The organism is Pseudomonas sp. RC2C2 (genome assembly GCF_018390435.1).
GTDB lineage: Bacteria > Pseudomonadota > Gammaproteobacteria > Pseudomonadales > Pseudomonadaceae > Aquipseudomonas > Aquipseudomonas donghuensis.
Window position 1 is genome coordinate 899,272 of the sequence record NZ_JAHBAX010000002.1, and the last position, 13,283, is coordinate 912,554.

Annotated in this window: 15 protein-coding genes; 5 read left to right on the forward strand and 10 right to left on the reverse strand. The window is 63.0% G+C overall.

The window, feature by feature from the left end:
* Window positions 1-11: 11 nt before the first annotated feature.
* Window positions 12-881 (reverse strand): transcriptional regulator GcvA, encoded by an 870-nt coding sequence (gcvA, locus tag KHO53_RS22805; protein ID WP_213570908.1) that lies wholly within the window; start codon window positions 879-881, stop codon window positions 12-14.
* Between the two features lie 150 nt (window positions 882-1,031).
* Between gcvA and KHO53_RS22810 the strand changes: the two genes are divergently transcribed.
* The gene (locus tag KHO53_RS22810) at window positions 1,032-1,976 is read left to right on the forward strand and encodes a DMT family transporter (RefSeq protein ID WP_100782705.1); all 945 of its coding nucleotides are present in this window, start codon (window positions 1,032-1,034) and stop codon (window positions 1,974-1,976) included.
* Between the two features lie 28 nt (window positions 1,977-2,004).
* On the opposite strand, the gene KHO53_RS22815 is transcribed toward KHO53_RS22810, so the two are convergent.
* Window positions 2,005-2,391 carry a hypothetical protein gene (locus KHO53_RS22815; protein WP_213571266.1) on the reverse strand — a complete coding sequence of 129 codons (387 nt, stop codon included), beginning with the start codon at window positions 2,389-2,391 and terminating at the stop codon, window positions 2,005-2,007.
* 144 nt (window positions 2,392-2,535) lie between these two features.
* Between KHO53_RS22815 and KHO53_RS22820 the strand changes: the two genes are divergently transcribed.
* Window positions 2,536-3,240 carry an MOSC domain-containing protein gene (locus KHO53_RS22820; RefSeq protein WP_213570909.1) on the forward strand — a complete coding sequence of 235 codons (705 nt, stop codon included), beginning with the start codon at window positions 2,536-2,538 and terminating at the stop codon, window positions 3,238-3,240.
* Window positions 3,241-3,324: 84 nt separating this feature from the next.
* Here KHO53_RS22820 and KHO53_RS22825 read toward each other — a convergent pair whose 3' ends face one another.
* Window positions 3,325-4,140, reverse strand: a complete 816-nt coding sequence (locus tag KHO53_RS22825) for a gamma-glutamyl-gamma-aminobutyrate hydrolase family protein (protein ID WP_213570910.1) — start codon at window positions 4,138-4,140, stop codon at window positions 3,325-3,327.
* 366 nt (window positions 4,141-4,506) lie between these two features.
* On the opposite strand from KHO53_RS22825, the gene hpaR reads away from it, so the two are divergent.
* Together hpaR and KHO53_RS22835 are read left to right on the forward strand one after the other, a co-directional pair.
* On the forward strand, window positions 4,507-4,929 hold the full coding sequence (gene hpaR, locus KHO53_RS22830; RefSeq protein WP_010222002.1) for a homoprotocatechuate degradation operon regulator HpaR: 423 nt from the start codon (window positions 4,507-4,509) through the stop codon (window positions 4,927-4,929).
* Between the two features lie 161 nt (window positions 4,930-5,090).
* Window positions 5,091-5,384 (forward strand): hypothetical protein, encoded by a 294-nt coding sequence (locus KHO53_RS22835; RefSeq protein WP_010222003.1) that lies wholly within the window; start codon window positions 5,091-5,093, stop codon window positions 5,382-5,384.
* Window positions 5,385-5,422: 38 nt separating this feature from the next.
* On the opposite strand, the gene KHO53_RS22840 is transcribed toward KHO53_RS22835, so the two are convergent.
* The 7 genes from KHO53_RS22840 to KHO53_RS22870 all read right to left on the reverse strand — a co-directional run bounded on the left by KHO53_RS22840 (window position 5,423) and on the right by KHO53_RS22870 (window position 12,032).
* Entirely contained in the window at window positions 5,423-6,568 is a 1,146-nt protein-coding gene (locus KHO53_RS22840) for an acetyltransferase domain-containing protein (RefSeq protein ID WP_213570911.1), read from the reverse strand.
* Window positions 6,569-6,767: 199 nt separating this feature from the next.
* Window positions 6,768-7,556: an amino acid ABC transporter ATP-binding protein gene (locus KHO53_RS22845; protein WP_026001246.1), complete on the reverse strand. Its 789-nt coding sequence runs from the start codon at window positions 7,554-7,556 to the stop codon at window positions 6,768-6,770.
* A gap of 18 nt (window positions 7,557-7,574) precedes the next feature.
* Window positions 7,575-8,816 carry an NAD(P)/FAD-dependent oxidoreductase gene (locus KHO53_RS22850; protein ID WP_213570912.1) on the reverse strand — a complete coding sequence of 414 codons (1,242 nt, stop codon included), beginning with the start codon at window positions 8,814-8,816 and terminating at the stop codon, window positions 7,575-7,577.
* A gap of 25 nt (window positions 8,817-8,841) precedes the next feature.
* On the reverse strand, window positions 8,842-9,552 hold the full coding sequence (locus tag KHO53_RS22855; protein ID WP_213570913.1) for an ABC transporter permease: 711 nt from the start codon (window positions 9,550-9,552) through the stop codon (window positions 8,842-8,844).
* Window positions 9,549-10,268: an ABC transporter permease gene (locus tag KHO53_RS22860; RefSeq protein ID WP_010222009.1), complete on the reverse strand. Its 720-nt coding sequence runs from the start codon at window positions 10,266-10,268 to the stop codon at window positions 9,549-9,551. Before KHO53_RS22860 ends, KHO53_RS22855 begins: the two co-directional genes overlap by 4 nt.
* Before the next feature lie 104 nt (window positions 10,269-10,372).
* Window positions 10,373-11,131 carry a transporter substrate-binding domain-containing protein gene (locus tag KHO53_RS22865; protein WP_213570914.1) on the reverse strand — a complete coding sequence of 253 codons (759 nt, stop codon included), beginning with the start codon at window positions 11,129-11,131 and terminating at the stop codon, window positions 10,373-10,375.
* 31 nt (window positions 11,132-11,162) lie between these two features.
* Window positions 11,163-12,032, reverse strand: coding sequence for a MurR/RpiR family transcriptional regulator (locus KHO53_RS22870; RefSeq protein WP_010222011.1), 870 nt, complete (start codon window positions 12,030-12,032; stop codon window positions 11,163-11,165).
* A 150-nt stretch (window positions 12,033-12,182) separates the two neighbouring features.
* Between KHO53_RS22870 and KHO53_RS22875 the strand changes: the two genes are divergently transcribed.
* A complete protein-coding gene (locus KHO53_RS22875) occupies window positions 12,183-13,208 on the forward strand; it encodes an Ldh family oxidoreductase (RefSeq protein WP_213570915.1) in 1,026 nt (341 codons plus the stop codon).
* Window positions 13,209-13,283: the final 75 nt, after the last annotated feature.

Genomic DNA, 13,283 nt, shown 5'->3' on the forward strand with positions numbered 1-13,283 from the left:
AGCAATCCCTGCTAGCGACAAGCCAGCAACCACTGACGAAACCCGGCCACCTGCGGCCGTTCCAGTGCCGTCGCCGGGTACACCAGGTAATACGCCAGTTCACTGGCGATGCCCTGTGCAAAGGGCGTCACCAGCATGCCTTCATCCAGCTCCCGCTGCACGAAGCCGCGGCGCACCAGCGCCACGCCCAGCCCCGCCTTGGCCGCTTCAATCGCGCCGTTGCTGTCTACGAACAAGGTACCGCCACTGGCCTCCACCTGTGGCGCCCCGGCTGCATCCAGCCACATCCGCCAGTCGTGGCGGTGCTCATCGTGCAGCAGGTGCACGCTGGCAAGGTCGTTGGGTTGGTGCAGGGCGTGGATGTTGCGCAAGTGCGGGCTGCACACCGGCACCAGATCATCATCCAGCAAGCGTTCGGCGACCAGCCCGTCATAGCGGCCATAGCCATGACGCACCGCCAGGTCGATGCCGTCGCGGGCGAAATCCACCAGGCGCTTGCAGGCGCTGATGCGTACATCGACACCGCTCTGCTGCGCCTCGAAACCGCCTAGCCGTGGCAGCAGCCACTGTACGGCAAACCCGGGTGTGCAACTGAGCGTCAGTACCTGCTGTCTGGCGTGCGTAGTGAGGGCACTGGTGGCCTCACGAATCATGCGAAAGGCGCTGCGCAGGGTCGCGAAATAGTCCTCGCCCTCCGGGGTGAGGCTGAGGCTGCGCGGGCGGCGGACGAACAACTGCACGCCCAGGGCCGCTTCCAGTTCCTTGATCTGCAGGCTGACCGCACCGGGGGTGACGCACAACTCGCGGGCGGCAAGGGTGATACTGACATGCCGGGCGGCGGCTTCGAAGGCGCGCAAGGCGCTGAGTGAGGGTAGGGTCATGATGCTTTAATTCACCTCAATCATCTGGCGAAAAATGCTCGTTTGTCGTGGTGCTGGTGCCCATGAATACTGGCATTGAAGAGCTCCAGAGGCTGCCGATTGACCTTAGCAGAGCTCAATCTCGATCGCCCGTTTGAGGAGTTAGCCACGATGAATAAAGTCATGAGCCTGAGGGAGTGGGGCCTGTTGATTGCCCTGTCGATACTGTGGGGCGGTTCGTTCTTCTTCAATGGCATTGCCGTGAAGGAACTGCCGCCTTTCACCCTGGTGATGCTGCGCGTGGGGCTGGCGGCGCTGGTACTGCTTGCGCTGGTACGGCTACTGGGGCTGTACATGCCGCGCGAGTGGCGGATCTGGCGGGCGTTTTTGGCCATGGGACTGCTCAACAACCTGCTGCCATTCTGCCTGATCGTCTGGGGCCAGGCCCGCATCGGCAGCGGCCTGGCCTCGATCCTCAATGCCACCACGCCGCTGTTTGCGGTGATCGTTGCGCACCTGCTGACCGAGGACGAAAACATCAGCGTCAACAAGTTGGCCGGTGTTGCGCTGGGCTTTGTCGGCGTGGCGATCATGATCGGCTCGGCGGCCTGGTCCGGCTTGGACGGCAACCTGTGGGCACAACTGGCGGTGTTGGCGGCGGCCTTGTCATACGCCGTGGCCGGGGTTTACGGGCGGCGCTTCAAGGTCATGGGGGTGGCGCCGCTGATCACTGCCACCGGACAGATCAGTGCGTCGGCCATCTTGTTGGTGCCGCTGGCGTTGCTGATCGACCTACCCTGGACGCTGGCCGCGCCAAGCCTGGCAACCTGGGCGGCGGTGGCCGGTTTGGTGTTGCTTTCCACCGCGCTGGCCTATGTGGTGTTCTTTCGTATCCTGGCCACGGCCGGGGCGACCAACCTGATGCTGGTGACCTTCCTGATTCCGCTCAGTGCCATCGTGCTTGGCGTGCTGGTGCTGGGGGAGCGTCTGGAGACCAGGCACTTTATCGGTATGGGGCTGATTGCCCTGGGGTTGGCGGCGATCGACGGGCGCTTGCTGAAGTGGCGGCGGGTGGCGGCGGAGGATCCGGACAGTTTTATCGGCCGGGATATTTAGGTCGCAGTCAGCTTGCCGCGCTGCTGTGTCAGGCATCGCGCAACAGGTCATGGGCATCGAGCAACCGGTAGGCAATCTCCGGTTGCTTCTCCAGCGCCCGGCGGATCGCCGCCGGAATATTCTGCCGGGTCTTGCGACACAAGCCCGGCAGGTCCTCGATCTGAATGTTGATGCCGCGCATGGTCCGCACTTCATTGAAGCTCGGAGTGATCTGCACGCGAATGCCCAACTGCTCATACAAGCGTCGTTGCATGTGCTCCAGCTCCGACAGGCTCTGCAGGTTCTCCAGGCGCTCGAGCAGGCGCTTTTCTTCCTGGCGCGTCAGCAGCAGGATGCGCGGGTCCTGCAGCGTCTCGCGGCCGCAATCACAGGCGCCGGGCGGGCAGGGGGGGCGGGTGGGCAGGGTGGCGTTCATGCCTTGCAGCATAGCGAATCCAGCGCCCTCTGCCATGGGCTCGGTGCAGCGCTTTGTCGGTAGCGTATTTATCCGATACGCTCGCCACCTTGAGGCCGCCGGACGTGTTTGAGCTGGCCGAATGTGTAGAGGAGTGAATCGCTCATGCTGGGACAGCAACTGCAACTGCAAAGTGTATTGACCGGCCGCGCCGTGCCTTTTACCCGCCCGGGTTCAGCCAGCGCCATCGCCAAGGCCCCACGCGACGGCGAGGTGGCCGTGACCGAACTGGGCCTGGCCGGCGACGAGCAAGGCGACTTGCGGGTGCATGGCGGGATCGAAAAGGCCATCCATCACTATCCACGTGAACACTATGCTGCCTGGGCGGCGGAGCTGGGCGAACATCCCCTGCTGCAGGCACCGGGTGCTTTCGGCGAAAACCTCAGCACCTGTGGCTGGACCGAGCAGAGCGTATGCCTGGGCGATCGTTTTCGCGCCGGCACGGCCTTGCTGGAGATCTCCCAGGGGCGCATGCCGTGCTGGAAGCTCAACGACCGTTTCGGGGTCGGGGACATGTCCCTGCGGGTGCAGCAAAGCGGTCGCACCGGCTGGTACTACCGGGTGCTGGAGGAGGGCGTGCTGGCCGCCGGGATGAGTATCGAGCTGATCGCTCGGCCGCATCCGCAGTGGTCGGTGGCGTGCTTGTCGTCAGTGCTGTTCGACAAGCAGGTCGATCTCGAGGTCATTCGCCAGTGCCTGGAACTACCGTTGGCTGCCTCTTGGCGCCGGACGCTTTCGCGGCGTCTGGAAAAGGCCGAAGTCGAGGACTGGGCACCGCGGCTGCAAGGGCCGGGCGTCGAAAGATCTTGAAAGGGGTTGGGCAACTAGTCAGTCGGCCATCGCTGGACAAGCCCGCTCCTACAAGGCAGGAGCGGGCTTGCCCGGCGATCGCAATCAGGCAGCCGTACCCAGCTGCTTCACCACCTGACCCTTGACGGCCTGCTTGCGGCACGCGTCGCCAAAGGCCTGGAACATCTTTACCGAGTCCGGGTTTTTCGCCGCTTGCCATTCCGGGTGCCATTGCACCGCGAAGAGGAAAGGCGACAGGCTCGGGGCGTGGATGGCTTCGACCAGGCCGTCTTCGGCGCGGGCCAGGGGCTCGATGCCTTCGCCGAGGTTTTTCAGGCCCTGGCCGTGCAGCGAGTTGACGCGGATTTCATCGCTCTGCAGCAGCTTGTGCAGCCAGCTGCCTTGCTCCAGTTTGACGCTGTGAACCGCGCTGTACTGCACATCGACCGGATCGTCCGGGTTTTCCCGGTGGTCGTTGAAGCCTGGCTCGGCGTAGACCTTCTGGTAGATGTCGCCACCCAGGGCGACGTTGATTTCCTGCATGCCACGGCAAATGCCGAAGATCGGCAGGCCACGGGCGATAGCCAGTTGTACCAGCGGCAGGTCGAACAGGTCGCGGTCGCGGTCCTGGGCCTTGCCCGGGGTTTCGTTCTCCTGGCCGTACAGGGCCGGGTCGATGTTGCTGCCGGCGCCGGTCAGGTAAACACCGTCGGCCATGTCCAGGTAGGCTTCGAGGTCGTCGGTGCCGAAGCAGGTTGGCACCAGCACAGGTACGCAACCGGCGTGTTCAACCAGCGGTATGATGTATTTGTGGGTCATGACTTGATAGTCGTGGCCTTTGCGCTCCTGGGAGCCCATGGTCATCAGCACGACGGGTTTGCGAGGGGTTTGATTCTTATTGCCAATGTTGCTGTTGGGCATATGTCACCTTGGGACAGGCGCAGCCTGTCATTATTGTGCAGGCGCGCTGCTGAAACCTTTGCGCTGCCTGAGGTTTCGAGCACTGCCGGTACGCCAAGCAAGGGGCTGTATCCGGTCGAAACCTGTCATATAGCTTGCCAGAGCCGTTTAATATGTCAAACGACTTCAGATTGCATGGGCGAAGCTTGAGATTGCCTGGATGCAATTATCGGCCTGCAGGCCCCGGTAACTGGCATGGCGCCTGGTGCGGCCAGTTCATTATATTTAACAAGGTCCGGTGAATGGCCGAAGCAGCGCCTGCGCGGCTTTGCTGCATCGCGCGGTTTCTCTTAAGCTGGCTGTCACCGATGACTACCAGCCTGAACCATGCCCACTCCAAGACCGTCCCTGACCCTGACCCTGCTGCAAGCCCGCGAAGCCGCCATGGCCTTCTTCCGCCCCTCGCTCAATGCCCATGGCCTGACCGAACAACAATGGCGGGTGATCCGCATCCTGCGCCAACAAGGCGAACTGGAAAGCCATCAACTGGCCGAGCAGGCCTGCATCCTCAAGCCAAGCATGACCGGCGTGCTGGCGCGCCTGGAGCGTGACGGCCTGGTGCGGCGCAAGAAGTCGACCCAGGACCAGCGCCGGGTGTTCGTGGGCCTGACCGAACAGGGCCAGCAGTGCTTCGTCGACATGAGCGAAGACATGGAACACAACTATCAGCGCATCCTCGAACAGTTCGGCGAAGACAAACTGCAAGCACTGCTGGGCCTGCTCAACAGCCTGAAAAACATCAAGCCCTGAGCGCCGTTTTGGCGCACTGGCCGCTTGCTACCTATACTGTGCCCATCCGCAACAGCGTGCCGTCGTTGACCGGAGCCAGGCGTCTCTGTTCCCGTGGTCGTGACTTTCTGAAGTAGCAGGACGCGAGTCGTCAATTCATAACGCTACAAAGGGGTTGGATCATGGATATTGTCAGTCTGATCATTCAGATTGTTGCCGGTGTGGTGGGCGGCAACGCAGCCGGTATGAGCAAGCAGAGCATGGGCCCGTTACTCAACTCGATCTTCGGTGGAGTGGGTGGGGTGATTGTCGGGCAGATACTCGCAGCCTTTACCGGTGAACCCGGTGCGGCGGTGGCCGCGGGCGGTTCGCTGGACCTGCCGGCACTGATCAGCAGTATTGTCGGTGGCGGTGCGGGGGGCGCGGTGCTCACCTTCATCGCCGGCCTGATCAAGTCGAAAATGCACCCTCAGTAATATACCCGGCCTGCCCCTGCTGGCAGGGGCAGGCCTGTTCAGAAGTACTTCAGCCAGCTGATATCGCGGCGCCGCGCCTTGAGCGCGGCGAACCAGCGCACCGGCCGATAGAGCGCAACGCTCAGGACGATTGCTGTCAGCCACACTGCCCAGACCCCGTCGAAACCAAAGTAGTTGCCCTGGTTCAGGCCAAAGCAGGTGACGGCGATCAGGTACAGCAGCTTCAGCACATATAAATGCAGCAGGTAGAAGAACATCGGCGCGGCGCCGAACACGCTCAGCACCTGGATCGCACGGCTGTCTTGCAGCTGCTCGAGCCTGCGCAGCAGCAACAGGCCGACGCCCAGGGTCAGGGCCAGAAACAGCAGCGAAGGTGGGTACTTGGTAATGTTGAAAAAGCTCATCAGGGTGCGCAGCGTGGTTTGCGCCACTTGCCACGGCGCCTCACCGTAGCCATTGAGCAGGCGTAGCAGCAGGAAGCCCACGAGGGCGCCAGTGCCACTGAGCAGTAGCTTGCGTTGGCGGGCCCGCGCGTTGGCATCACGGCCAAACCAAGGGCCCATGGCATAACCCAGGGCAATCACGCCGATCCATGGCAGCAGGGGGTAGGAAGTGCGCAGGCGCAGGCTGCCCGACAGGTCGATCCAGCCACGATCATGCAGCACGGCCCACGGGAGGTGCAGCGCTGAACCTGGCGCGAAGTGCAGCGGATCGAGCAGGTTGTGGCCAATGACGATCAGCGCACCGAGCACCACCAGCAGCGGCCGCGGCAACCACACCAGGCCGGCCAGGGCGATCATGCTCAGGCCGATGGCCCAGATCACTTGCAGGTAGATCACCTTCGGCGGCAACTCCAGGGTCCAGGCCAGGCTGACCAGGGTGAATTCCAGCAACACCAGCACCAGGCCACGTTTGAACAGGAAGGCCGAGACCGCGGCTTTGCCCTGATGCTTTTCGCCGTACAGGTAGGCCGACAGGCCGGTGAGCAGGACGAACACCGGTGCGCACAAATGGGCGAGGGTACGGCTGAGAAACAGCCAGGGGTCGGTGCTGGCGACGTCCATCGGGTCGCTGACCTGGCGGTGCAGGAAGAAGGTTTCGCGCACATGGTCGAGCAGCATGAAGACGATGACCAGGCCGCGCAGGGCGTCGATGCAGAGCAGGCGTTGGTTGGCGAGTGGCATGGGTGAGGTAGCGGTCGTGGAGTGATTGGTTGATGCGTTATAACATAACCAGTATTTCCCGCAAGCAAACTAGGGCTGCTGTGCAGCCCATCGCCGGCAAGGCCAGCTCCCACAGGATTGGCGCTGGCCTTGGGAACTGCTCAGAACTTGTGGGAGCTGGCTTTGCCAGCGATGCAAGGCGAAGCCTTGCCCAAAGGCCTCAGTGCAGTATCTGCGCCAGGAAGCCCTTGGCCCGTGCGCTCTGCGGGTTGTTGAAGAACGCCTCGGGGCTGGCGTCTTCAATGATCTGGCCGCCATCGAGAAACAGCACCCGCTCGGCCACCTGGCGGGCAAAGCCCATCTCGTGGGTGACGCAGAGCATGGTCATGCCGGTGTCCGCCAGTTTCACCAGCACGTCCAGCACTTCGGCGACCATCTCCGGGTCCAGCGCCGAGGTCGGTTCGTCGAACAGCATGATCTTCGGCTTCATGCACAGCGCCCGGGCAATCGCTACCCGTTGTTGCTGGCCGCCGGACAGTTGGCTGGGGTACTTGCCGGCCTGGCTTTCGATGCCCACCTTGTTCAGGTAGAAGCGCGCGCGTTCTTCGGCCTCCTTGCGCGACAGGCCGCGTACGCTCATGGGCGCCAGGGTGCAGTTGTCGAGCACGCTCATGTGCGGGAACAGGTTGAAGTGCTGGAACACCATGCCGATTTCGCTGCGCACTTCGGCGGCCTGGCGGGTGGTCAGGGAAAGGTCGGTGTCGTTGACGCGGATGTTGCCCTGTTCGGCAATTTCCAGGCGGTTGATGCAGCGGATCAGCGTCGATTTGCCTGAACCGGAAGGGCCGCACAGGACGATGCGCTCACCCTCGCGCACGTTGAGGTTGATGTCGCGTAGCACATGGAAGGCGCCGTAGTGCTTGTTCAGGCCCTCGATGGTCACCACGACCTTGCGCGGGTCGGCCTGAGGGGCAGGGGTTGGGGTAGCAAGGCTCAGTGAAGCGGTCATGTTGTTATTCTCCCGCGATCAGTTGAAGCGGTCCGCGCGATAAGGCGCAGGATCGGTAAATGGCGTTTCGCCGGTGATCAGCTCCGCCAGCAGGCGTCCGGTCACCGGGCCCAGGGTCAGGCCGTGGTGGGCATGGCCGAAGTTGAACCACAGGCCCTTGTGGCGAGCGGCCGGGCCGATCACCGGGCGCATGTCCGGCAGGCACGGGCGGCGGCCCAGCCAGGGCTCAGCATCGACCCGCTCACCCAGCGGGAAGACCTTGCGCGCCAAGGCTTCGCAGCGCTGCAGCTGGATCTGGTTGGCGGCATCGGTGCTGGCGGCGAACTCGATGCCGGTGGTCAGGCGGATGCCCATGGCCATGGGCGCGAGCACGTAACCGCCCTGGGCATCGCAGATCGAATGCTTGAGCTCGGCGCCGTCACGGGCGCGGTAATGCATGTGATAACCGCGCTTGATCTCCAGCGGAATGCGATAACCCAGCGGCTTGAACAGCTCGGCCGACTGTGGCCCGAGGGCGACCACCACCTCGGGTGCGGTGATTGGCCCCTGGCGGCTGTCGACCTGCCACTCGCTGCCGATCTGGCGCAGGGTGCGGGCGTCGCCGTGGATGAACTGGCCGCCACGCTGGACGAACAGCGCCGCATAGCCGCGGGTCAGGCCGCCGGGGTTGCTGACGGTCTTGGGGTCGAGCCAGTGAATGCCGCCGACCACGTTGTCGCTGAGGTCCACTTCGCGTGCGTGCAGTTGCTGGCGATCGAGGATTTCGTACTTCAAGCCATAGGCTTGCAGCGCATGGGCGTCGGCCACGGCTTTTTGGTAGGCGTCTTCATTGCGGTACACCTCGATCCAGCCGCTGGCCTTGACCAGCTCGCCGAGGCCCGCTGCTTCGATCAGCGCGTCGTGCTCTTCGACGCAGCGCTGCACCAGCGGCAGCATGGCCTGGGTGGCCACGGCCAGGCCCGCTGGCGAAGAGTTTTTCCAGTACTTGAACAGCCATGGGCTGATCTTCGGCAGGTAGGTGAAGCTGTAGCGCACGTCGGGCTGACGGTTCAGGCCATAGCGCAAAAGGCTCGACAACTCGTGGGGGAAGGCATAGGGGATGACGCTGGAGCGCTCGATCAGCCCGGCGTTGCCGTGGCTGGTGCCGCTGCCAGGCTCTTGGTGATCGATGAGGATCACCTTGCGCCCGCGTGCCTGCAAATGAAGGGCCGTGCAGACGCCGACGATGCCGGCACCCAGAACGATGGTTTGACAATGCATTGGAACGGTCCTCACAAGCAGGCAATCAGCGCAGGTGGCGGCCCAGGCGGGCTTCTATGTGTTTCAGGCTGCGTCGCACGATCTCGACGATCAGCAGGTAGAGCACGGCGGCCCACAGGTAGATCTGGAAGTCGAAGCTGCGCGAGAACGCAAGCTTGGTGACCCCCATCAGGTCGTAGATGGTCACCAGCGAGGCAATGGCGCTGGCCTTGATCATCAGGATCAACTCGTTGCCCAACGGCCCGATGGCAACGATCAAGGATTGCGGCAGGATCACCTTGAAGAACGTGGTCGAGCGCTTCAGGCTCAGGGCCTTGGCGGCCTCGTACTGGCCGGGGGCGACCGCCAGCAGGCTGCCACGGAAGATCTCCGCCTGGTAAGCGGCGGTGTTGAGGGTGAAAGCCAGGACCGTGCAGTACCAGGCGTCGCGGAAGAACCACCAGAGGCCGACGTCCTGCCAGAAACCCTTGAGCGAACCCAGGCCGTAGTACAGCAAGAACAGCTGGGCCAGCAGTGGCGAGCCACGGAAGAAGTAGATGTAGCCAGCGCTCAGACGTTGCAGCATCAGGTTGCTCGACAACCTGGCCAGGGCCAGGAGCATGCCGAGCAGGGCGCCGAGGGTGAACGACAGCGCCACCAGCTTGCCGGTTACCAGCAGGCCGTCGATAAAGCGCGGGCCGTAGCGTTCCAGCAGGTCGGGGTCGAGCACCAGCGCCAGCAATTGATCGAAACTCATGTCCGTGCCCCCCGCAGATGGCGGCTGAAGTACCGCTCGATGAAAGTGAACACCCGTCCCGACAGCGCCGAGAACAGCAGGTAGCCCAGGCAGGCGACGCCGTAGAAGAACATCGGCTCCTTGGTGACGCTGACCGCAAGATTGGTCTGGCGCATCAGGTCGACCAGGGAAATGGTCGACACCAGCGAGGTGTCCTTGAGCAGCGACAGCCAGTTGTTCGACAGGCCCGGCAGGGCAATGCGCACCAGTTGCGGGAACACCACCTTGCGAAAGGTGGTGGCCTTGCTCAGGCCCAGCGCGGCCGATGCTTCGTATTGGCCTTTGGCGACCGTTTTGAACGCGGCCAGCCAGATTTCGCTGGAGAATGCGGCGAACACCAGGCTGAAGGCGATCATCGCCGCCAGGAAGGTGTTGATCAGCACCTCGCCTTCATAGCCCATGGCCAGGAGGATTTTCTGCGCGGCGATCTGGCAGCCGTAGTAGATGATCAGCAGGGTGAGCAATTCCGGCAGGCCACGGAACACCGTGGAGAACACCGTCGCCGCGGCGCGCGGGAAGCGCTTGGAGGAGCGCGCGGCGAGGGCCACGCCCAGGCCCAGTGGCAAGCCGATGGGCAGGCAGGCCAGGGCCAGGGAGATGGTCACCAGGGCGCCGGCCAGTAATGCCTGGCCCCAGCCGCCGCTGGCGAAGGAAAGCAGTGACAGTTGTTCGAGCATGGGCGAACCCTCTCGGTTCAAGAGTGATGGTGCTTTGGAGGGCCTCTTCGCGGGTCAAGCCCGCTCCCACAGAGTTTGTGGGAGCGGGCTTGACCCGCGATCAGTCACTGATAGATATCGAAGTCGAAGTAACGACTGGCGATCTTCTGGTAGGTACCGTTGGCGACGATTGCGTCCAGGGCCTTGTTCAGGCGCTCGCGCAGGGCTTCATCTTCCTTGCGCACGGCAATCGAGGCGTCGGCCTTGGTGCCGTTGACGTCGCCAAGGATCTTGCAGCAGTCCTTGCCGGCCTTGCCCAGCCATTCGGTCAGCGGGAACTTGTCGGCAATCACCCCGTCCAGGCGCCCGGCGGCGAGGTCGGCGTTGGCTTCATCGAGGGTCGGGTAGAGTTTGACGTCGGCGCCGGCCTTGCCGTAGACGTCCTCGGCATAGATAGCCTGGGTCGAGGAAGATTGCGCGCCGACCGTGTAGCCTTTGAAGTCGGTTTGCGCGTCGGTGATTTCACTGTCCTTGGCCACGGCCACCGACAACGGGGTCTTGTAGTAGTGGTTGGTGAAGGCGATCTTCTTGCGCCGTTCTTCGGTATTGATCATCGACGCCACCACCGCGTCGTATTTCTTCGCCATCAAGGCCGGGATGATGCCTTCCCAGTCCTGGGCCACCAGGGTGCATTCGACCTTCATCTGCTCACACAGGGCGTGGGTGATGTCGACGTCGAAGCCGTGCAGCTTGTTATCCGAATCGACGTAGTTGAACGGTGGGTAAGCGCCTTCGGTGGCGATCTTCAGGGTTTCGGCCTGGGCCAGGGTCGAGCCGGCGAGCAGCAGGGCGCAAGCCCCTGCGAAGCGGATAACGGGTTTCATGACACACCTCGATCTGTTGTTTGCACTCTTGCTATTGTTTGCTCGTTGACGTGTAGCCAACGAATTCGTTGTGTAGAGCTGCAGTTGCTTCCAAGCGTTTTTCAACATCCGGTCCTAGCTTCTTGCAGACCTCGTTGACCATCAGGTGTACCCACGACAGCATCGTCGCGGTGGACTCCCAGAACAGATTGAATTCGGTGGGGATGCGAAACACCTCACTGGCGTTGGCATCGGCCCAGTCACAAAAAGTGTCGGTAACCAGGGTTACCGGAATGCCTGCCGCATACGCCTTGCGGCACAGGGTCAGGGCATGGCGGGAATAGCGGCGCGCCTCGAACACCACCAGGGCGCAATCGGCCGGAGCGCTGAGCAGTACCTCGCCAAAATGCCCGGCACTGCCATCGACCACCTGCACGCCATCGCGCAGGTATTGCAGCAGGTGGGCCATGCACTGGGCGATGCCGCGCTCGGTCTGAAAGCCGGCGACGAATACCTTGCGTCGCTGTGCCAGGCGCTGGCTGACGGTGTCCCACGCCGGGGTGCGGCTGTATTCGTAAACCCGCACCAGCGCGCCAACTTCCTGTTCAAGGCTGCGCGCAAGGCCGGCGGCATCCTTGCCGTGCTGCTGGCGAAATTCTTGCAGACGATCACCGACCAGCCACGGGCCTTCACCCAGATCGTCCTTGAGGTCATGTTTGAGAGCCTTGAGGTGCTCGTAGCCCAGCGAGCGGCAGAAGCGCCCGACACTCGACTCGCTGACGCCGATTTTGGCCGCAAGGCTGGCGGAGGTTTCGAAGGGCAGGTCGGTGAGGTGGGCGAGCATGTAGCTGGCGATCTTGCGCCCGGACGCTGCGGCGTTGTGCAGGCTGTGTTCCAGGCGCTGTTTGATCGGTTGGCTCACAGGGCGACTCTCGAAGGCGGCGACACGTTGAAACAGAAAATGAATGTTTTCTGTCATCAAGTCAATATTTGACAGTTTGCTGTCACTGGGGGAAAGTCTGGCCATTGCCCATCGCTGTCGCCCATTCCAAATCCAATAAGGGAGCTACAGATGTCCGCACGTCCCGACACTGCTGTCGCGCAGATTGCCTTTGCCGACCTGCAGGCCTTGTTGCAGCGAATTTTCCTCGGTCATGGTTGCAGCGCAGCGGTGGCCCAGGCCCTGGCCTTCAACTGCGCCAGCGCCCAGCGCGATGGCGCTCACAGCCACGGTGTGTTCCGTATCCCCGGGTATGTTTCGACCCTGGCCAGTGGCTGGGTCAATGGCCAGGCTGTGCCCTACGTCGAAGACGTTGCCAGCGGTTTTGTGCGCGTCGATGCCAACGGCGGCTTTGCCCAGCCGGCCCTGGCGGCGGCCCGTGCGCTGCTGGTAGAAAAGGCCCGCAGCGCCGGTATTGCCGTGCTGGCGATCCATAACTCGCACCATTTCGCGGCCTTGTGGCCGGACGTCGAGCCGTTTGCCGATGAAGGCCTAGTGGCCCTGAGCGTGGTCAACAGCATGACCTGCGTGGTGCCCCATGGCGCCCAGCAGCCGTTGTTCGGCACCAACCCGATTGCCTTCGCCGCACCGTGCGCCGGTAGCGACCCGATTGTCTTCGACATGGCCACCAGCGCCATCGCCCACGGCGATGTGCAGATTGCTGCGCGCAAGGGCGAACTGCTGCCTGAAGGCATGGGCGTCGACAACCAGGGCCAACCGACCCGCGACCCGCAAGCGATTCTCGATGGCGGCGCCTTGCTGCCGTTCGGAGGGCACAAGGGCTCGGCGCTGTCGATGATGGTCGAGCTGCTGGCGGCGGCACTGACCGGCGGCAACTTCTCGTTCGAGTTCGACTGGTCACAGCACCCGGGTGCGAAAACGCCCTGGACCGGCCAGTTGATCATCGTCATCGACCCGGTCAAGTCGGTGGGTAATCGCTTTGCCGAACGCAGCCGCGACCTGGTGCGGCAGATGCAGGCAGTGGGCTTGCAGCGCCTGCCGGGCGAGCGCCGGTTCCGCGAGCGTGAACAGTCGGCAAAGCAGGGCGTGACGCTGACAGTGGCGGAACTTGAGCAGTTGCAGCGTTTGGCCCAATAGTGAACTTGAGCACGCTATCGCTGGCAAGCCAGCTCCCACAGGGTTTTAGCTGATCATTGTGGGCGCTGGCTTGCC

Excerpts from the sequence above, each read along its gene's own strand:
- gcvA (WP_213570908.1), bottom strand. The coding sequence starts at position 881 with ATGACCCTACCCTCACTCAGCGCCTTGCGCGCCTTCGAAGCCGCCGCC.
- KHO53_RS22845 (WP_026001246.1), bottom strand. The coding sequence starts at position 7,556 with ATGACCGCTTCACTGAGCCTTGCTACCCCAACCCCTGCCCCTCAGGCC.
- KHO53_RS22840 (WP_213570911.1), bottom strand. The coding sequence starts at position 6,568 with ATGCCACTCGCCAACCAACGCCTGCTCTGCATCGACGCCCTGCGCGGC.
- KHO53_RS22850 (WP_213570912.1), bottom strand. The coding sequence starts at position 8,816 with ATGCATTGTCAAACCATCGTTCTGGGTGCCGGCATCGTCGGCGTCTGC.
- hpaR (WP_010222002.1), top strand. The coding sequence starts at position 4,507 with ATGCCCACTCCAAGACCGTCCCTGACCCTGACCCTGCTGCAAGCCCGC.
- KHO53_RS22865 (WP_213570914.1), bottom strand. The coding sequence starts at position 11,131 with ATGAAACCCGTTATCCGCTTCGCAGGGGCTTGCGCCCTGCTGCTCGCC.
- KHO53_RS22825 (WP_213570910.1), bottom strand. The coding sequence starts at position 4,140 with ATGCCCAACAGCAACATTGGCAATAAGAATCAAACCCCTCGCAAACCC.
- KHO53_RS22810 (WP_100782705.1), top strand. The coding sequence starts at position 1,032 with ATGAATAAAGTCATGAGCCTGAGGGAGTGGGGCCTGTTGATTGCCCTG.
- KHO53_RS22835 (WP_010222003.1), top strand. The coding sequence starts at position 5,091 with ATGGATATTGTCAGTCTGATCATTCAGATTGTTGCCGGTGTGGTGGGC.
- KHO53_RS22860 (WP_010222009.1), bottom strand. The coding sequence starts at position 10,268 with ATGCTCGAACAACTGTCACTGCTTTCCTTCGCCAGCGGCGGCTGGGGC.
- KHO53_RS22820 (WP_213570909.1), top strand. The coding sequence starts at position 2,536 with ATGCTGGGACAGCAACTGCAACTGCAAAGTGTATTGACCGGCCGCGCC.
- KHO53_RS22815 (WP_213571266.1), bottom strand. The coding sequence starts at position 2,391 with ATGAACGCCACCCTGCCCACCCGCCCCCCCTGCCCGCCCGGCGCCTGT.
- KHO53_RS22855 (WP_213570913.1), bottom strand. The coding sequence starts at position 9,552 with ATGAGTTTCGATCAATTGCTGGCGCTGGTGCTCGACCCCGACCTGCTG.
- KHO53_RS22875 (WP_213570915.1), top strand. The coding sequence starts at position 12,183 with ATGTCCGCACGTCCCGACACTGCTGTCGCGCAGATTGCCTTTGCCGAC.